The organism is Pseudomonas sp. PS01298 (assembly GCF_029959745.1).
In the GTDB taxonomy this organism is placed as follows: Bacteria; Pseudomonadota; Gammaproteobacteria; order Pseudomonadales; family Pseudomonadaceae; genus Aquipseudomonas; species Aquipseudomonas aylmerensis.
This window is the reverse complement of record NZ_JASCPP010000086.1, coordinates 1-20,599: the sequence shown is the minus strand read 5'-3', so window position 1 is coordinate 20,599 and position 20,599 is coordinate 1. Positions and strand designations below refer to the sequence as shown.

The window sequence follows — 20,599 nt, the reverse complement described above, 5'->3', positions numbered from 1 at the left end:
GGCGTGGCGTGCAAGCATTAATCGAGTCGGTAGGTTCACTTTCTGCGCAACAGAAGAAAGCGTTGGCGGTAATGCTCAAGCAGCAAGGCATCAACCTGTTTGAGATTGCCCCGGTTTTCAAGCGCCAGGAAGGCGAGCCGCTTCGACTCTCTTATGCGCAGGAGCGGCAGTGGTTTCTGTGGCAGCTGGAGCCGCAGAGCACCGCCTATCACGTACCCCGGGCGTTGCGCCTGACCGGCCACCTCGACGTGGCCGCGTTGCAGCGCAGCTTTGACGCGCTGGTCAAGCGCCATGAGAGCCTGCGCACGCATTTGCAGGAGGACGGCGACAGCGCCTTGCAGGTCATCGCCGACCAGGTGCGGGTCGACATTGCGCTGGTCGATGCCCAGGAGTCAGAACTCAAGGCGCTGGTCGAGGCCGAGATCGACCAGCCGTTCGATTTGCAGCAAGGCCCGCTGTTGCGGGTCAAGCTGCTGCGCCTGGCGCCGCAGGAACACGTGCTGGTGCTGGTGCAGCATCACATCGTCTCCGATGGCTGGTCGATGCAGGTGATGGTCGACGAACTGGTGCAGTTGTACGCCGCCCACGTGCAGGGCCACGACCCGCAACTGCCGGCCTTGCCGATCCAGTATGCCGACTACGCGCTGTGGCAACGCAGCTGGATGGAAGCCGGCGAGCGCGAGCGTCAATTGGGCTATTGGCAAGGCCTGCTCGGCGGTGAACAGCCGGTGCTGGAAATGCCCATGGACCGCCCACGGCCGGCGGTGCAGAGCTACCGGGGCGCGCGCCTCGACCTGACGCTGGAAGCCTCGCTGGTCGCGGGTCTCAAGACCCTGGCACAGCGCGAAGGGGTGACCCTGTTCATGCTGTTGCTGGCATCGTTCCAGGCAGTGCTGCATCGCTATACCGGCCAGAACGACATCCGCATCGGCGTGCCGGTGGCCAACCGCAATCGGGTGGAAACCGAGCGCCTGATCGGCTTTTTCGTCAACACGCAAATCCTCAAGGCCGATATCGACGGCCAGATGACCTTCCGCGACCTGCTGCAGCAAACCCGGCAACGCGCCGTCGACGCCCAGGCCCATCAGGACTTGCCGTTCGAGCAGTTGGTGGAAGCCCTGCAGCCGGAACGCAGCCTGAGCTACAACCCGTTGTTCCAGGTGATGTTCAATCACCAGACCGATAGCCAGCGCGGTGGTGGCAGCGTCACGGGCCTGCAGGTGCAAGGGTTGGAGTGGGACAGCAAGACCGCGCAATTCGACCTCAACCTCGACACCCAGGAATCGGCCGACGGCATCCAGGCCTCGCTGACCTACGCCACCGACCTGTTCGACGCGCCGAGCCTTGAGCGTTTCCTCGCCCATTGGCACCGGTTGCTGCAAGCGGTGGCCAAGGATTGCAGTGGCCGTGTCGGCGAGCTGCCGTTGCTGGACGATGACCAGTGGCAGCAACTGGTACACGGCTGGAACCACACGCACAAAACCTTCGCCCACGACGTGGGCGTGCACCGCCTGCTGGAAGCCCAGGCCCAGGCGCGGCCTGATGCCACGGCACTGGTGTGCAACGGCCAGGCGCTCAGCTACGGCGAGTTGAACCGGCGTGCCAACGGCCTGGCCCATCGCCTGCGCGCAGCGGGTGTGGGCCCTGACGTGCTGGTGGCGGTGGCGCTGGACCGTTCGGTCGAGATGGTGCTGGCATTGCTCGCCACGCTCAAGGCCGGCGGCGCCTATGTACCGCTCGATCCACAGTTCCCGGCCGACCGCCTGGCCTTCATGCTCGAAGACAGCCGTGCCCGCGTGTTGCTGACCGCTGGCGAACTGCACACGCGGCTGCCGCTGGCCGCCGACCAGCACGTGCTGTTCATGGACGCGCAGGAAGACGCGCGCTACAGCCACGCCAACCCTGACGTCGAGCTGACCGGCGAGCACCTGGCCTATGTGATTTACACCTCCGGCTCCACCGGCAAGCCCAAGGGCGTGATGGTGCGCCATGGCGCGCTGAGCAGTTTCACCCACGGCATGGCCGAGACCCTGGCCATCGGCGCCGACGCGCGCCTGTTGTCGTTGACCACGTTCTCGTTCGACATCTTTGCCCTGGAACTCTACGTGCCGCTGGCAGTAGGCGCGACCGTGGTGCTGGCCGACAAGGACGTGTCGCTGGACCCCGAGGCGATCCTCGACCGGGTGCAGCGCGAGGCAATCAACGTGGTGCAGGCCACGCCATCAACCTGGCGCATGCTCCTGGACAGCGAGCGCCGCACCTTGCTGCACGGGGTCAAGTGCCTGTGCGGCGGCGAGGCGCTGCCGGCCGACCTGGCCGAGCGCATGCTGGCCCAGCAGGGGACGGTGTGGAACCTGTACGGCCCGACCGAAACCACCATCTGGTCGGCCGCCCATAAGCTGGTCGAGCCGCTGCCGTTTGTCGGTCGACCAATCGCCAATACCGCCTTGTTCATTCTCAACGCCGACCTCACCCCGTGCCCGGTCGGCGCTGCCGGCGAGCTGTTGATCGGCGGGGTCGGCCTGGCCCGTGGTTACCTCGGCCGGGCGGCGATGACTGCCGAGCGCTTCGTGCCCAACCCCTTTGCCGGCAACGGCGAACGCCTGTATCGCACCGGTGACCTGGCGCGCTATCGCGCGGATGGCGTGGTCGAGTACATCGGCCGCGTCGATCATCAGGTCAAGGTGCGCGGTTTCCGGATCGAGCTGGGCGAGATTGAGGCGTGCCTGCGCGAGCAGAGCCGCATTCGCGAAGCGGTTGTGGTAGCCGAGAACGACCAGTTGCTGGCCTACCTGGTGACCGACACCCCGACGCCTGAGGCCGATCAAGGCGCGTTGCGCGAGCGGTGCAAGGTCGCGTTGCGTGAGGTACTGCCGGACTACATGGTGCCGGCACACATGCAATTCCTGTTGCGCCTGCCGCTGACACCCAATGGCAAGCTGGACCGCAAGGCGCTGCCGAAACCGGACGCCAGCCTGCTGCAAAAACGCTATGTGGCGCCGGTCAGCGAGCGCGAGAGCCAGGTCGCGGCCATCTGGGCGGACGTATTGGGCACGCCGCAGGTGGGCCTGGAAGACCACTTCTTCGAACTCGGTGGGCACTCGCTGCTGGCGACCCGCGTGGTGTCGCGTGTCCGCCAGGCGCTGGGGATCGAGGTGGCGCTCAAAAGCCTGTTCGAACAACCGGTGCTGGGCGCCTTCGTGCGTGGGCTGGGGGAGGCGGGCGCCGAGGTGGCGCAGATCCCGCGGGCCGATCGTGAACGGCCGTTGCCGTTGTCGTATGCCCAGGAGCGCCAGTGGTTCCTCTGGCAGTTGGAACCCGACAGCGCGGCCTATCACATTCCCGCCGCGCTGCGCCTGCTGGGCACACTCGACCACGGGGCCTTGCAACGGGCTTTCGATACGCTGGTGCAGCGCCATGAAACGCTGCGCACAGTGTTTTTCGCCGATGTGCAGCAGACCGTTCAACGTGTGCTCGAACAAGCCCGCCCGGTTATCGAGCACCGGCGCCTGGGTTCGGCCACCGCCGCTGAATTGCAAAGGCTGGTAGAGACAGAAATCGCCCGGCCCTTCGACCTGCAGGCCGGCCCGTTGCTGCGTATCACCCTGCTGCAACTGAGCGAGCGCGAACATGTGCTGGTGCTGGTGCAGCATCACATTGTGTCGGATGCCTGGTCGATGCAGGTCATGGTCGATGAGCTGGTGAGTCTCTACGCCGGTTACAGCCAGGGCCTCGACCCGCAGCTGCCGGCACTGCCGATTCAATACGCCGACTACGCGCAGTGGCAGCGCAGCTGGATGGAGGCGGGCGAGAAACAACGCCAGCTGGCCTACTGGCGTGACCGCCTGGGCGATGTGCAGCCGGTGCTGGAGTTGCCGCTGGATCGTCCGCGCCCAGCCCTGCAGCGCTATGACGGTGCGCGCCTGGACCTGCGTGTCGAGCCCGGCGTGGTCGAGGGCCTGCGCGCCCTGGCACAGCGCGAAGGCGTGACGATGTTCATGGTGCTGCTCGCATCCTTCCAGGCCTTGTTGTACCGCTACACCGGCCAGGCGGATATCCGTGTCGGTGTGCCTATCGCCAACCGCAACCGCCTGGAAACCGAGCAACTGATCGGCTTCTTCGTCAACACCCAGGTGCTCAGGGCCGAGATCGACGGGCACATGACCTTTGCCCAGCTGTTGCAACAGGTCAAGGAACAGGCGCTGGGCGCGCAAGACCACCAGGACCTGCCGTTCGAGCAATTGGTCGAGGCCCTGCAACCCGAGCGCAGCCTGAGCCACAACCCGCTGTTCCAGGTGATGTTCAATCACCAGTCGGATGCCCAGGCCAATCGCGCCGGGCAACACGTGCCGGGCCTGCAGGTGCAGGGGTTGGAATGGGACAGCCACACCGCCCATTTCGACCTGAGCCTGGACACCGAGGAGTCCGCCGAGGGCCTGTTGGCCTCGCTGACCTACGCCACCGCGTTGTTCGACGCGAGCACCTTGCAGCGCTTCGCCGGGCACTGGCAGAACCTGCTCAAGAGCGTGGCTGGCGCTGCCCGACAGTGTGTCGCCGACCTGCCGATCCTGGGCAGCAGCGAACAGGCGCAGATGCTCTATGAGTGGAACCCGCCGCAACCGGCGCGGGCCGCCCACGGCAGCGTATTGAGCAAATTCGAGCGGCAGGTGGCCAGCCGGCCCGAGGCGGTCGCGTTGATCATGGATCAACGGCGCATGGATTACGCCGACCTCAACCGGCGCGCCAATCGCCTGGCGCACCGGCTGATCGAGCAGGGCGTGGGCGCCGACAGCCTGGTCGGCGTGGCCGTGGACCGCTCGCTGGAAATGATCGTCGCGCTGTTGGCCGTGCTCAAGGCCGGTGGCGCCTATGTGCCGTTGGACCCGCAATACCCACGCGATCGTCTGCAATGCATGATCGAAGACAGCGGCTTGCAGCTGTTGCTGACCCAGCAGCCCTTGCTCGAGCGCTTGCCGATCACCGCGGACCTCACGTTGATCTGCCTGGAGTCCGACCCGGACTGGCTGGCCGAGTACCCGTCGAGCAATCCACCGGCGCGTGCGTTCGCCTCCAACCTGGCCTACCTGATGTTCACCTCCGGTTCGACCGGGCGGCCCAAGGGCGTCGGGATTGACCAGGCCTCCCTGGCGCGGCACGTCGAGGTGTTTATCGATGTATTCGACCTGACTGCCGCCGACCGTGTACTGCAGTTCGGTACGTTCAACTTCGACGGCTTCGTCGAGCAACTCTACCCGGCGCTGTGCTGCGGCGCTGGCGTGGTGGTGCGGGGCGGCGAGCTGTGGGACAGCGACACCTTCTACACGCAACTGATCGAACATGAGATCTCGGTGGTCGACCTGACCACCGCGTATTGGCACCTGATCGCCCGTGACTTTGCCGAGCGTGGCGTACGTGATTACGCACGTCTGCGCCAGGTGCATGCGGGGGGCGAGGCCATGCCGCCGGAAGGGCTGGCGTCGTGGCGCGAGGCCGGGCTGGGCCATGTCCGCCTGCTCAACACCTACGGTCCTACCGAAGCGACCGTCACGGTCACGGCCCTGGATTGCGCAGGCTATGTGGATGGCAGCGAAGCCGTGACGCAAATGATGCCGATTGGTCGCGTGCTTGAGGGGCGCGCCATCTATCTGCTGGATGCCAGCCTCAACCCCGTGCCCGTGGGCGTCGCCGGTGAGCTGGTGATTGGCGGACCGCTGCTGGCGCGCGGGTATTTCAATCGCGCCGCCTTGAGCGCCGAGCGCTTTATTCCTGACCCTTTCGACCCCGCAGGTGGCGGCCGCCTGTACCGCACCGGTGACCTGGCGCGTTATCGTGCCGATGGTGTGATCGAGTACATCGGGCGCATCGACCATCAGGTCAAGGTGCGTGGTTTCCGTATCGAACTCGGCGAGATCGAGTCCCGCCTGCTGGCACAGGAGGGCGTGCGCGAAGCCTTGGTGATTGCGGCCGACCAGCAACTCATCGCCTATGTGGTCACACCGCAGGCGGCGTCCGAGCAGGATGCGCTGCGTGAGCAGATTCGCAGCGCATTGCGCGATGAACTGCCGGACTACATGGTGCCGGCGCATTTCATGTTCCTGCAGGCCTTGCCACTGAGCCCCAACGGCAAGCTCGACCGCCAGGCCTTGCCGCGTCCGGAGGCAAGCCACGCGACGCCGCATTGGGTGGCGCCGGTCACCGTGCTGGAGCAGCAGGTCGCGGCAATCTGGGCGGATATCCTCGGTGCCGAGCGCATTGGCCTTACCGACCACTTCTTCGAACGAGGCGGCCATTCGTTGCTGGCCATGCAAGTGGCGTCGCGCCTGCGGCATAACCTGGGGATCGAGTTGCCGCTACGGGTACTGTTCGAGCAACCGCGCCTGGACGGCTTTGTCGCAGCCCTGCATACCGAGGGCAAGCGGGGCGGTTCGACCGCGCCAGCGCTGGTGCCGGCGTCGCGAGAGCTGCCGCTGGTGTTGTCCTACGCCCAGGAGCGCCAGTGGTTCCTGTGGCTGCTGGACCCCGACAGCGCCGCCTACCATGTGCCCAGTGCCTTGCGCCTCAAGGGCCAATTGGACCTCGACGCGCTGCAACGCAGCTTCGATAGCCTGGTGGCGCGGCATGCCAGCCTGCGCACGCATTTGCAGCAGGACGACGCGCAAACGCTGCAGGTGATTGCGCCACAGGCCAGGGTTGAGATCACCGTGGTGCAAACCGATGAGGCCAGTCTCAAGGCCCAGGTGGAAGCTGAAATAGCCCGTCCATTCGACTTGCTCGCCGGCCCGTTGCTCAGGACCCGTTTGCTGCGCCTGAGTGAGAACGAGCATGTGTTGGTGCTGGTGCAGCACCATATCGTCTCCGACGGTTGGTCGATGCAGATCATGGTCGATGAGCTGGTGCAGTTGTACAGCGCCTACAGCCAGGGCCAGGCACTGCAACTGCCGGCCTTGCCGATCCAGTACGCGGATTACGCCCGGTGGCAGCGCGAGTGGATGGACGCGGGTGAAAAAGCCCGGCAGTTGGCCTACTGGCAAGGTTTGCTGGGCGGCGAGCAACCGGTATTGGAACTGCCGTTCGACCATCAGCGCCCAGCCGAGCAAAGCCATCGCGGTGCGCGTCTGTTTGTGCAATTGCCGTGCGCACTGGTCGCGGACCTCAAGGGCCTGGCGCAACGCGAAGGCGTGACCGTGTTCATGCTGTTGCTGGCCTCGTTCCAGGCGCTGATGCACCGCTACAGCGGCCAGGAAGACGTGCGCGTCGGCGTGCCGATTGCCAACCGCAACCGGGTCGAAACCGAGCGGCTGATCGGCTTCTTCGTCAACACCCAGGTGCTCAAGGCCGATATCGATGAGCAGACTACGGTCACGCAGCTGTTGCAGCAGGCGCGCCAGCGGGCGCTGGAGGCCCAGGATCACCAGGACCTGCCGTTCGAACAGTTGGTGGAGGCGTTGCAGCCCGAACGCAGCCTGAGCCTCAACCCGCTGTTCCAGGTGATGTTCAACCACCAGACCGAAGCACGCCTGGGCGGCAGCGAACATCAATTATCGGCGCTGCGCGTCGAAGGGCTGGAGTGGGAAAGTCACACGGCCCATTTCGACCTCGACCTGGATGTGCACGAGGGCACCGACAGTCTTTGGGCGACCCTGGGTTACGCCACCGACCTGTTCAATGCCTCGACCATCGAGCGCATGGCGCGCCACTGGCAGAACCTGTTGCAAGGCATGGTCGAGGATCAACAGCAGAGTATCGGCCAGTTGAACCTGCTCGACCCGGATGAGCGCCAACAGATCCTGCAACTGTGGGACCGCACGGGTTCCGGTTTCTCGGCCCAGCGCCTGGTGCACGAATTGGTCGCCGACCGTGCGCGGGAAAATCCTGCGGCGGTGGCGGTCAAGTTCGATGCACAGACCCTGAGCTATGGCGAGCTGGATCGCCAGGCCAACCGCCTGGCCCATGCGCTGATCGCCCGTGGTGTCGGCCCGGAAGTGCGCGTGGCCATCGCCATGCCGCGCAGTGCCGAGATCATGGTGGCGTTCCTTGCGGTGATGAAAGCCGGCGGCGTGTATGTGCCGCTGGACGTGGAATACCCACGTGACCGCCTGCTGTACATGATGCAGGACAGCCGCGCCAAATTGCTGCTGACCCATACGGCGGTGCAGCAGCAATTGCCGCTGGCCGAAGGGCTCGACACGCTGGCCATCGACCGTACCGAAGCGTGGAGCGGCTACAGCGATGTTGCACCGCAGGTGATGCTGGACGGTGACAACCTGGCCTACGTGATCTACACCTCCGGCTCCACCGGCATGCCCAAGGGCGTGGCGGTGTCCCACGGCCCGTTGGTGGCGCACATCATCGCCACCGGCGAGCGTTATGAAACCTCGCCGGCCGATTGCGAACTGCACTTCATGTCGTTCGCCTTCGACGGCTCCCACGAAGGCTGGATGCACCCGTTGATCAACGGCGCGAGCGTGCTGATCCGCGATGACAGCCTGTGGCTGCCCGAGTACACCTACGAACAGATGCACCGTCACAACGTGACCATGGCCGTGTTCCCGCCGGTGTACCTGCAGCAGCTGGCCGAACATGCCGAGCGCGACGGTAATCCTCCGAAAGTCCGTGTGTACTGCTTCGGCGGTGACGCGGTGGCGCAGGCCAGCTATGACCTGGCCTGGCGTGCGCTCAAGCCGACCTACTTGTTCAACGGCTACGGCCCGACTGAAACCGTGGTCACGCCGCTGCTGTGGAAAGCACGCAAAGGCGACCCGTGCGGCGCGGTCTATGCACCGATTGGCACCTTGCTGGGCAATCGCAGCGGCTACGTGCTCGACGCGCAGCTCAACTTGCAACCGATCGGTGTCGCTGGCGAGCTGTACCTGGGTGGCGAGGGCGTGGCGCGCGGTTACCTGGAGCGTCCAGCACTGACCGCCGAGCGCTTCGTGCCGGACCCCTTCGGCAAACCGGGTAGCCGCGTGTACCGCAGCGGTGACCTGACCCGTGGGCGGCCGGATGGCGTGGTGGACTACCTCGGTCGTGTCGACCATCAGGTGAAAATCCGCGGTTTCCGCATCGAACTGGGTGAAATCGAAGCGCGCCTGCGTGAGCAGGACAATGTCGGCGAAACCGTGGTGGTGGCCCAGGAAGGCCCGACCGGTAAACAGTTGGTGGCTTATGTGGTGCCGGCCGACACGCAGCCGGCAAATGAAACCGAATTTCGTGAAAGCCTGCGTCGCGCGCTGAAAACCCGCCTGCCGGACTACATGGTGCCGACCTACTTCATGTTCCTCGCGCAGATGCCGCTGACCCCCAACGGCAAACTCGACCGCAAGGGCCTGCCGCAACCGGATGCGAGCCTGTTGCAACAAGCCTATGTGGCACCGCAGAGTGAGTTGGAGCAGCAACTCGCGACGATCTGGGCGGATGTGCTGCGCCTGCCGCAAGTGGGCCTGAACGACAACTTCTTCGAGCTGGGTGGCGACTCGATCATCTCGATCCAGGTGGTCAGCCGTGCGCGTCAGGCCGGTATCCGCTTCACGCCCAAAGACCTGTTCCAGCACCAGACTGTGCAGAGCCTGGCCGGTGTCGCGCGCCAGGGCGTCGAAGGGCTGACGATCAGCCAGGCTGCATTGAGCGGCGAGACGCTGCTGTTGCCGATCCAGCAGGCCTTCTTCGCCGACGACATTGCCGAACGTCATCACTGGAACCAGTCGGTGGTGCTGCAACCCCATGCGCGTCTCGACGCGGTAACCTTGACCCAGGCCCTGCAGGCATTGCTCGTGCATCACGATGCCTTGCGCTCGCAGTTCCTCGCAGGCGCTGATGGCTGGCAGGGTGTGTATCGCGGCGCCGAGCAGCATCAGGCCGATGCCGTGCTGTGGCAAACCGCACTGCGCAGTGTTGACGAACTGGCGGCGCTCGGCGAAGAAGCCCAGCGCAGCCTGGATCTTGGCCAAGGCCCGTTGATGCGCGCAGTGCTGGTCGAGCTGGACGATGGCTCGCAGCGTCTGTTGCTGGTCATCCACCATCTGGTGGTGGACGGCGTGTCATGGCGGATTCTGCTGGAAGACCTGCAAACCGCCTACCGCCAGGTTGACCGTGGCGTCCCGGTGGCATTGCCGGCCAAGACCAGCTCGACCCGCGACTGGGCGCAACGTCTGCAGCAATACGCTCAAGGTGACGCGCTGACGCAAGAGCTGGCGTGGTGGCAGACCCAACTGCATGGCGTCGAGGCCGATCTGCCGGGCGCCCAGCCGGGTGCCAGCCTGAGCAACCGGCATGCCGCCAGTGCGACCACGCACCTGGATGCCACGCACACCCGTCGGCTGTTGCAGGACGCACCGGCGGCCTATCGCACGCAGATCAACGACCTGCTGCTGACCGCGCTGGCCCGTGTGGTCGGACGCTGGACCGGTCATGCCTCGACCCTGATCCGCCTCGAAGGACATGGCCGCGAAGACCTGTTCGAAGACATCGACCTGACCCGCACCGTCGGCTGGTTCACCAGTCTCTACCCGGTGAAACTGACCCCGGCGCTGACCCTGGCGGGCTCGGTGAAAGGCATCAAGGAGCAGCTGCGCGGCATTCCCGACAAGGGGATTGGCTTTGGCGCCTTGCGTTACCTGGGGCCGCCGCAAGTGCGTGAAGCCCTGGCGCACCTGCCGCAGCCACGCATCACCTTCAACTACCTCGGCCAGTTCGATGCCAGCTTCGAAAGCAGTGACGAGCAGGGCCTGTTCACGCCTTCCGGTGATGCGGCCGGGGCCGATCAAAGCCCCGAAGCGTCGCTGGGCAACTGGTTGGAAATCAACGGCCAGGTGTATGGCGGCGAGTTGAACCTGAGCTGGAGTTTCAGCCAGGAAATGTTCGACCCGGCGAGCATCCAGCAGTTGGCCGACGACTATGCCGCTGAGCTCAAGGCGGTGATCGAGCATTGCTGCCAGCCCGAAAACAGCGGCGCGACGCCGTCGGACTTCCCCTTGGCGCACTTGAGCCAGGCGCAGTTGGATGGCTTGGCGCTGCCGTTGAGTCGCGTCGAGGACATTTACCCGTTGTCGCCTATGCAGCAAGGCATGCTGTTTCAATCCTTGTACGGCCACGGCTCCGGCGACTACATCAACCAGTTGCGCGTCGACGTGCAAGGGCTGGATGTTGCACGGTTCGCGGCGGCCTGGCAGGTGGTCCTGGAACACCATGACATCCTGCGTACGGCGTTCCTCTGGCAGACCGAGCTGGAGCAGCCGTTGCAGGTGGTCTACAAGACGGTACAAGTGCCGTTGATCGAGCACGATTGGCAGCACCGCCCGGACCGCGCCGAGGCGCTCGATGCGTTGGCCGAATCCGCGCGCACCGAAGGTTTTGTGCTGGAGCAGGCGTCTCTGCTGAGCCTGGTGGTGGTGCGCACTGGTGCCGACAGTCACCATCTTATCTACACCAATCACCACATCCTGATGGATGGCTGGAGCGCCTCGCAGCTGTTTGGCGAAGTCATGCAGCAGTATGCCGGCGAGTCGCTGCGTGCACCGAACGGGCGCTATCGCGACTACATCGCCTGGCTGCAGGCGCAGGATCCGGTCATCAGCGAAACCTTCTGGAAGGCCCAATTGGCGGGGCTGCAGGAGCCGACGCGGCTGTCGCGCGGGATCCAGCGCGAGCAAGACCTGGCCCAGGTCAACGGGGTTCACCGGTCGGTACTCGCACCGGCGGCGACCGAGCAGCTCAAGGCGTTTGCCCAACGCCACAAAGTTACCCTCAATACCCTGGTGCAAAGCGCCTGGCTGCTGCTCTTGCAACGCCACACCGGCCTCGACACCGTGGCATTTGGTGCGACGGTGGCAGGGCGTCCGGCCGAGTTGCCGGGGATTGAGCAGCAGGTCGGCCTGTTCATCAACACGCTGCCGGTGGTGGCGACGCCCAGCCCGCAGTTGAGCGTGGAGACCTGGTTGCAGACTGTGCAGACGCAAAACCTGCGCCTGCGCGAACAAGAACACACGCCACTCTTCGATATCCAGCGTTGGGCGGGCCTCGGTGGTGAAGCGTTGTTCGACAGCATTCTGGTGTTCGAGAACTACCCGGTGTCTGCAGCGCTGGAGCAGGGCTCCCCAGCCGGCTTGCGCTTCGGCGCGATGGACAGCCTGGAGCAGACCCATTACCCGTTGACCGTGTTGCTGGCCATGGGCGACAGCCTGGCCGTGGAGTTCAACTACGACCGCGCCGCGTTCGACGCACAGGCGATCGTCCACCTGGCCGAGCACTTCCAGCAGCTGTTGCAGGCCCTGACCCTGCCGCAGGTGCAGCGCCTGGCGGACCTGCCATCGCTGCCGGACGCGCAGCGCACGCTGATCGTCGAGGATTGGAATGCGACGGCGCGCGAGTACCCGTTGCAACGCACGGTGCATCAGCTGATCGAGGACCAGGTCGCGCTGACACCGCAGGCTCCGGCCCTGGCCTATGGGGCGCAGCGCCTGAGTTACGCCGAGTTGAACCGACGCGCCAACCGCCTGGCCCATCGTTTGCTGGAAGCCGGCGTGGGCCCGGACGTACTGGTCGGCCTGGCGCTGGAGCGTTCCATCGAGATGGTGGTCGGCTTGCTCGCGGTGCTCAAGGCCGGTGGCGCCTATGTGCCGCTCGACCCGGAATACCCGCGTGAGCGCCTGGCCTACATGCTCGAAGACAGTGGGGTGAAACTGCTGTTGACCCAAGCCCATCTGCGTGAGCAGTTGCCGGTCCCTCAAGGCCTGGAAACGCTGATATTGGGTGACGCCGGGTTCGAAGGCTACAGCGACGCCAACCCCGGGATCGTGCTGGACGGCGAAAACCTCGCCTACGTGATCTACACGTCAGGCTCCACCGGCCAGCCCAAGGGCGCCGGCAACCGTCATGTGGCGCTGACCAACCGCCTGTGCTGGATGCAGGAGGCTTACGCGCTGGATGCCGGCGATACCGTGTTGCAGAAAACCCCGTTCAGTTTTGACGTGTCGGTGTGGGAGTTCTTCTGGCCACTGATGACCGGCGCACGCCTGGTGGTCGCGGCGCCAGGTGATCATCGTGATCCGGCCAGGCTGGTCAGCCTGATCAACGCCGAGCAGGTCACCACCCTGCATTTCGTACCGTCGATGCTGCAAGCGTTCCTGCAGGATGCCAACGTGGCGTCCTGCACCAGCCTGCAGCGTATTGTCTGCAGTGGCGAGGCGTTGCCCGTCGATGCGCAGCAGCAAGTCTTCGCCAAGCTGCCTCATGCCGGGCTCTACAACTTGTACGGCCCGACTGAAGCCGCCATCGACGTGACGCACTGGACGTGCGTCGAGGAAGGTCGCGACGCGGTGCCTATCGGCAAGCCGATTGCCAACCTCGGCTGCTACATCCTCGACGACAACTTCGAGCCGGTCCCGGCCGGCGTACTCGGCGAACTGTTCCTCGGCGGCGTTGGCCTGGCGCGGGGTTATCACCGTCGCCCGGGCTTGACTGCCGAGCGCTTTATCGCTCATCCGTTCATCGCGGGTGAGCGCCTGTACCGTACCGGCGACCTGGCCCGCTATCGCCCTGATGGGGTGATCGAATACGCCGGGCGCATCGACCATCAGGTCAAGCTGCGCGGCTTGCGCATTGAGCTTGGCGAAATCGAAGCGCGGCTGCTGGAGCACGCCTCGGTGCGTGAGGCAGCGGTGCTGGCGGTGGACGCCAAGCACCTGGTCGGTTACCTGGTCTTGCAGGAGCAGGGTGAACACTGGCGTGAAATCCTCAGTGCACACCTGGCCGTTCATTTGCCGGACTACATGGTGCCGGCGCAGTGGCTGGTGCTGGAACAGATGCCCCTGAGCCCCAACGGCAAGTTGGACCGCAAGGCCCTGCCGAAGCCGGACACACAGGCAAGCCAGCGTTTTGAAGCGCCGCAGACCGCGTTGGAGCACACGGTCGCGCACCTCTGGCGAGAGGTGCTCGGCGTCGAGCAGGTGGGTGTCCATGACAACTTCTTCGAACTTGGCGGCCACTCGCTGTTGGTCTTGATGCTCAAGGAGCGGATTCGCAAGGCCAGCGGCATCGGCCTTTCAGTCAGTCAGTTGATGCTCAACCCGACCGTGCGTGCCCAGGTTGCTTGCCTGGAAGGCACTGCGCGCCGGTCGCTGCTGGTGCCGCTCAACAGCCGCACCGAGGGCACGCCGCTCTACCTGTTCCACCCCAGCTACGGTTCAGTGCATTGCTACAAAGCCATTGCCCTGGCGCTGCGCGATCAGCGGCCGGTGGTCGGTGTGATCTGCCGTGCATTGGCCGAGGAGGGCGCGCAAGTGCCGTCCTGGGCCACGATGGTCGAGGACTACACCGCACAGTTGCTGGAGGCTCAACCCGAAGGCGCCTTCCGTCTGGGTGGCTGGTCATTGGGCGGCAACCTGGCGGTCGAAGTGGCCCATGGCCTGGAGCAGGCGGGGCGGCAGGTGGAGTTTGTCGGTTGGATCGACTCCTCGCCACCGCGCTGGCTCACGCAGTACTGGGACGCGGCAGTCGTCAGCGATGACAGCGAGATCTCGGACAACGAACGACGCGTGGCATTACTCGGCGTGATGTTCCCGGCCTCTGCAGAGGCGATCCACCGCGCTTGGGAAGGCTTGCAGGCCACCCACATCGCTGAAGACCAGCAATGGGCAGGCTTCGTCGAATGGGCCGAGGCCTCCCTGGGCCAAGCGTTCCAGGACATCAAGCAGGAACTGTTGGGCGGCAATGAGGCACAGGTCTCCTGGGAGGTCGACCGTGCGTTGTTCAAGCGCATGGAACAGGCGGACTTCAAGCCGCTCAAGGCGCCGGTCAGTTGCTGGTGGGCGGCCAAGAGCCGTGCTGGCCAGCACAAGGCATTGATTGAGGCGAGCATGCAGCGGGTGATCGGCGCGGCGTGTGTGGTGCGCTCGGAGGTGATCGAGGTGGATCACGAGCGCATCATTGACAACGCCGGGTTCGTACGCAGCTTTGTAGCCGCCATGGAGTAACTGTCGCCTGACCAGACAGCCCCAGCCCACGTGATGTGTGCTGGGGCTTTTTGATGCGCGGGCGGCAACGGCAGCCAAGACGAATTACCCGCCCAAAAAAACACCCTGTGCAGGGTGCCTGCACAGGGTGTTGGGGATTGCCTAGGCCGGGGTCAGAAGTCCCAGCGGGTCGACAGCATCACGTTGCGGGGGTCGCCGGAGTAAGACGAGGTGTAGAACCCGATGTTGGTGTAATAGCGTTTGTCGAACACGTTGTTGACGTTGATCGTGGCCGAGAGGTTTTTGCTGATCTGGTAGCGTGCCATCGCGTCCACCAGCCAGTACGGGTCTTGGGAAAACCGCTGGGTCACATCCTTGCCGCGGTTGTAGACATCCTGCCAGACCTCACCCTGCCAGCGCGCGCCGCCGCCGAGGGTCAGCTTGTCGAGGGCGCCGGTCAGCTTGTAGCTGGTATAGAAGTTCAACTGGTCCTGAGGCTCAAAGGTGGAGAATTTCTTGCCGTCGTCATCGCGGATCACCTTGTGGGTGTAGCCCGCCTGCACCTGCCAGCCTGGCGCCAATTCGCCGGAGATCTCGGCTTCATAGCCCTTGGTCTTGGCCTTGATGCCCATGTAGGCCCACTCGACGGGCGAGTTGGCCGGCATATTGTTGTTGTACTCGGTGTCTTCCTCGGCACGATTCGATTCATGAATCTCGAAGTAGGCGAGGCTGGCGTTCAAGCGGCCGTCATAGAACTCGCCCTTCAGACCCAGCTCGTAGTTCTCGCCCTCGTCAGGCTCGACCATTTTGTTGTTGCGGTCGGGCCGCAGCATCTGCGGCATGAAGATCGAGGTGTAGCTTGCGTACACCGAGAAATTCTTGTTGAGGTCGTACACCATGCCGGCATAAGGGATGACCTTGCCGGTTTCCCGCGAGTCGTTGGTGCCGGTCAGCCGGTAGTCGGCCAGGCGCGAACCGAGCAACAGCGACAGGTCGTCGGTGAGGCTCAGGCGAGTCGAGAAGTAGACGGCCGCCTGGCGGGTGATGTCGTCTTTCTCGTGGGCCGGGCCCCATTGCGGTTCGAGGCTGTCACCGTCCCACTCATAGAGCGGGAAATTATTGCCGTCCCTGTAGGTCGCTTCGTAGCCGTAATAGTCGTTGCCTTGCCAGTGCGAGCGCGAGACCGAGGAACCGACGACCAGTTGATGCTCCCGTCCACCCATGCTGAACGGCCCGGAGAGGTAGAAATCACCGTTGTTGCTGATGGTCTTGCCGGTGAACTTGGAGCCATAGACCGACGCCCGGTCGCTGGAATTCGGTATGGGCGATGCGTAACCCAGCGGCGCGTTGTAGCCATTGAGCTGGTTGCTGTAGTTGGCCTTGGCGATCCAGCCGTTATCCAGGGCGTGTTCCAGGGTGGCGAACACACTGCGGCTGTATTGCCCCCAACTGCTCCATTTCGGACCGTTGTTGTAGCCGCGGTTGAAGCTGATCTCGTTACCGTTGCCATCGAACAGCGAACGGCTGCCCGACCAGCTGGAGCCTTTCGGGTCGTTGTTCTGGTAGTCGGCGCCGACGGTCAGCAGGGTGTCGGGCGTCAGGTCGAATTCGAGGATGCCGTAGTAGACATCCGTCTTGCGTTCATAGTGGTCCATGAACGAATGGCGGTCCTGATGCACCGCCACGGCGCGCCCGCGCACGTTGCCGCTGTCGGTCAGCGGGCCGCTGACGTCCAGCTCCGAGCGGTAGTTGTCCCACGAGCCGGCACCCAGGCTGACATGGCCCTTGAACTCGGCAGTGGGTTTCTTGCGCACCAGGTTGATGGTGCCGCCAGGGCCGCCTGCGCCGGTCATCAGGCCGGTAGTCCCCTTGAGCACTTCGACGCGGTCGTAGATCGCCATGTCGCTGAGGGTCTGGCCGGCCGAGTAGCCGTCGTTGCGCGTGGTCGGCACGCCGTCGTACTGGAAGTTCTGGATCGGGAATCCGCGTGCGTAGTAGTTGGTGCGCTCGCTGTCGAAGGTCGACACGGTGATGCCCGGTGTGTGACGCATCACGTCGTCAATGCCGTTGAGGCCGAAGTCGTCCATGGTCTGGCGGGTGACCACGGAAATCGACTGGGGCGTTTCCCGTGGCGTGAGTACCATCTTGGTGGCAGTGGCGATGGTGCCCGGCGTATAGGAGCCGCTGTCCTCAGTGATGGTGCCGAGCTGGTTGGCGTTGATCTGGGTGGCCCCCAGCTCCACGGCGCCGGTGCCCGAGCTTGGCGCGTTGATGATCATCGAGCTGCCTTGCAGGCTGTAACTCACGCCTGTCCCCCCCAGGAGGCGCTCGATTGCCCGTACCGGGTCCATTTTGCCGCTGACCGCCGTGCTGTGTTTGTTCTGCACGGTTTCCGGGCTGTACAGGATTTGCAGGTTGGTCTGTTGACCGAACACCTGCAGCGCAGTACTCAGTGGTTGCGCCGGAATGTTCAATTCGAATTCTTCCGCCTGCACATAACCTGCTACGGGCAGGCTGATCGCCAGCGCCAGGGCGTTGGGCAGAACGTTGAATTTCAAAGCCCGCCGCATGGAAAGTGCGGTGCTCAATGGGCTGAGGGCAAGCCGTACGGGCATGGTGTGTTTCTCTTTTTAAGTGTTGGCAAATAGGTGGTTAATGCGGTTAATTCTCATTGCTGCATATGAGACGTTCCCACTCGCATAAACCGGAAAAATTTATGCGGGCTCCAGTTCTGCCACGACTTTCCCTGCGCTCAAGCGCACCAACTGATCGGCGATATCGAAATAACGATCGTCATGGCTGATCACGATGATGGTCTTGCCCAGGCGCTTGAGGTCCGGCAGCAGCTCGGTGTAGAACACGCGGCGGAACGCCGGATCCTGGTCGGCCGCCCACTCGTCGAACACCAGCACCGGACGTTCTTCCAGCCAGGCATTCACCAGTGCCAGGCGCTTGCGCTGGCCGGTGGAGAGGTCGGTGGTGCTGAACACGCCGTCCTTGACGCTGACCTTGTGCGCGATTTCCAGGCGTTCCAGGTACTTGGCGGCACTGTCCAGCGACTGGGTGGCGCTGCCCTGGACCAGGTCATCGAACAGGTAGTAATCGGCGAATACCGTGGTGAACAACTGGCGGTAGTCGTCGCGTGCTGCAGCGGTCAGCGTTTCGCCGTTCAGGCGGATTTCGCCGGCCTGGGGCTGGTAGAGGCCGAGCAGCAGCTTGATCAGGGTGGTCTTGCCGCAGCCGTTTTCGCCGACGATAAATACGATATCGCCCTGCTTGATGCTCAGGTTGATCGGCCCCAGGTGAAACGGCTGGCTGCCTTCCACCGGCGGCGGGCTGTAGGTCACGCCGCGCAGCTCAAGGCTGTTGACCACCGGAGTCGGGGCTTCGCTGCCGTCCATCAACAAGTGGGGCTCGGGGGACGAGAAACGCTCGGACAGTTCGGTGATCCGCGCAAACGCAATGCGCGCCTTGCCGATGATCGGCAGGTAACCCACCACATGTTCCAGCGGGCCTTTCATGTACAGCAGCACCAGTACGAAGCCGGTGATCACCGCAGGGTCCGGGTTGGGGTTGTAGGCCTGCATCGCCAGGGCCAGGCCGATGACCACGAAGAACAGCATCGAGCCAAAGGTCTTGGCGACGATATAAATGTTCACCGAGCGCACCTGGATATCGCTGATGCGGTCGGCGGTCTCCTGGATGCGGTGGGTGTTCATGCGGTAGCGCCGTGGCCGGTGGATGCGCAGCTCCTTGGCACCCGAGGCGATCGCCGAATAATAGCGTTGCAGTTCGTCTTCCTGGTCGCGGGCTTCGTCGAAGCCACGGATGCCCTTGGCTCCGGCGATGAATTGCACACTGCTGCCGATAATGATCGCCACGACCATCATCAGGAACATCGGCACCGACAGGTACGCCAGGTAGCCCAGGCAGCCCAGGGTCACGGTGGTCGCGATGGCCAGCGGGGTGAAGGCGAAGGAAAAATCGCTGATGGTGTCGACGTCATGGGTCAATACCGGAATCAGCCGGTGGGAGCGGTACTGTTCGATCTGCTCGATGGGCGCCGACAGCACCTTCTCGCCGAGGTCCTTGCGCAGCGCGGCAATGATGCGTTGGCCGACGTAGTTGGTGCCGATATCCGAGACAATCGAGCTGGTCAGCGCCAGCAGGCACAGCGCGGCAAACGTCAGAATCACGCCGTGCGTCATGCCGGTGGCGGAGTGCAGGGCATTATTGATGGTCGCCAGCAGCAACGTGATGGCCAGGCCGCCGGCCATGCCCAGGGCGACGGAGACCGTCACGATGGTGCGAAAAGGCCTGAGCAATGCGAGCAAACCCTTGAAGGCGCCGCGCTTGGGGTCGGTCATAAGTACTTCCCGGAAAGTGAATAGAGGGGGCTGGGCACACAGACCCTTACCCATGACAAACGAAGGATTGGCGCGACTATTTAGCTCGGCGTGCCCGGCGGTGACGGCGGCGGATAAATTGCCCGGCGCCTGGTTCGTTCTTGTTGGGTAGGCGCACGCGTATGGGCGCGTGCCTGATCTATCCAGCGAGAGCGAAACAATGACGAAAAAGAATCTGGTGTACGTGTGGTCCCTGCGCAATGCCGCCGCCGACAAGGCCGGGCAGCCTGTGGCCTACAAGGACCATGAGCGCTACATGAAGTCGGTGCTGGAGTTTCTGGTGGGGTCGCTCAACGACACGCCGCTGGGCGAGGCCTACAACCTGGTAGGCGTGGTGTACGACGATGACGAGCAGAACCCGCGTGACCAGCAGCTGGTCAGCGACTACGGCTTTGCCTACCAGCCGGGCCGCCAGTGGCTGTACCCGGCCGACCTGCGGGTGCAGGGGCGCCTGGTCAATGATCTGCTGCTGAGCGTGCCGTCCACCTACCGCCGCCTGCCACGCGGCAGCGCCGAGCACATCGCCGGCAAGCAGGATTTCGAACGCCGCCTGCATGACACCCTGGTGGAGCTCAAGGCCGATATCGTGGTGCTCGATGGGCTGCTGGTGATCCTCGATGAACTGGTGCGCCCGGGTGCGCCGTTTGCGCGTCGGATCATGAACATTCATCCGGGGATTACCCGCATCGAGTCGCCGTACGAGCGCCGTGGCGCCTACGCCACCTGGAATGCGCTGTACGGCGCACGTGGGTTGACTGTCACGGACTGGGTCACCAAGGCCACCACCCCGTCCGAGCCGCTGTACCTGACGGGTGCGTCGTTCCACTACGTCGACAATGGCATCGACTCCGGCGAAGTGTTCCACGACGTGCTCAAGACCGAGATTGCGCCGGACGACACCATCCTCGAACTGCGCTGGAACAACTTCAACAACAGCCTGTTCCCGGCGTTGCATGAAGGGTTGGAGTTGTTGGCGCAGAAGGGTATCTAAAGCGAACACGGTGCCAACTGTGGGAGCGGGCTTGCTCGCGAAAGCGGTGTGTCAGTCGCTGAAGAGGGGGCTGATCTACCGTCTTCGCGGGCAAGCCCGCTCCCACATTTGACATGTATTCCAAGGCTGGATGGGGTTTGCCGCCTGCCAATGCCAGTGCAGCACCTCGGCCGTCAGCCCTAGCACCGATCAAAACTGTGGGAGCGGGCTTGCTCGCGAAAGCGGTGTGCCAGTCGCTGAAGAGGGTGCCTGAC

General features: G+C 64.1%; 4 protein-coding genes. 2 read left to right on the top strand and 2 right to left on the bottom strand.

Annotated elements, in window-relative coordinates:
• Positions 1-8: 8 nt before the first annotated feature.
• Complete coding sequence (locus tag QMX97_RS23915) at positions 9-14,969, top strand: non-ribosomal peptide synthase/polyketide synthase (RefSeq protein ID WP_282397733.1); 14,961 nt, start codon at positions 9-11, stop codon at positions 14,967-14,969.
• Positions 14,970-15,121: 152 nt separating this feature from the next.
• On the opposite strand, the gene QMX97_RS23910 is transcribed toward QMX97_RS23915, so the two are convergent.
• Together QMX97_RS23910 and QMX97_RS23905 are read right to left on the bottom strand one after the other, a co-directional pair.
• Positions 15,122-17,518, bottom strand: coding sequence for a TonB-dependent siderophore receptor (locus QMX97_RS23910; RefSeq protein ID WP_282397735.1), 2,397 nt, complete (start codon positions 17,516-17,518; stop codon positions 15,122-15,124).
• A 144-nt stretch (positions 17,519-17,662) separates the two neighbouring features.
• Complete coding sequence (locus QMX97_RS23905; protein WP_065910356.1) at positions 17,663-19,315, bottom strand: cyclic peptide export ABC transporter; 1,653 nt, start codon at positions 19,313-19,315, stop codon at positions 17,663-17,665.
• A 199-nt stretch (positions 19,316-19,514) separates the two neighbouring features.
• Here QMX97_RS23905 and QMX97_RS23900 point away from each other — a divergent pair, with 199 nt between their 5' ends.
• The gene (locus QMX97_RS23900) at positions 19,515-20,345 is read left to right on the top strand and encodes a N(5)-hydroxyornithine transformylase PvdF (RefSeq protein WP_106804291.1); all 831 of its coding nucleotides are present in this window, start codon (positions 19,515-19,517) and stop codon (positions 20,343-20,345) included.
• Positions 20,346-20,599: the final 254 nt, after the last annotated feature.

Coding starts and splice junctions, on each gene's coding strand:
- QMX97_RS23910 (WP_282397735.1), bottom strand. CDS start 17,518: ATGCGGCGGGCTTTGAAATTCAACGTTCTGCCCAACGCCCTGGCGCTG.
- QMX97_RS23905 (WP_065910356.1), bottom strand. CDS start 19,315: ATGACCGACCCCAAGCGCGGCGCCTTCAAGGGTTTGCTCGCATTGCTC.
- QMX97_RS23900 (WP_106804291.1), top strand. CDS start 19,515: ATGACGAAAAAGAATCTGGTGTACGTGTGGTCCCTGCGCAATGCCGCC.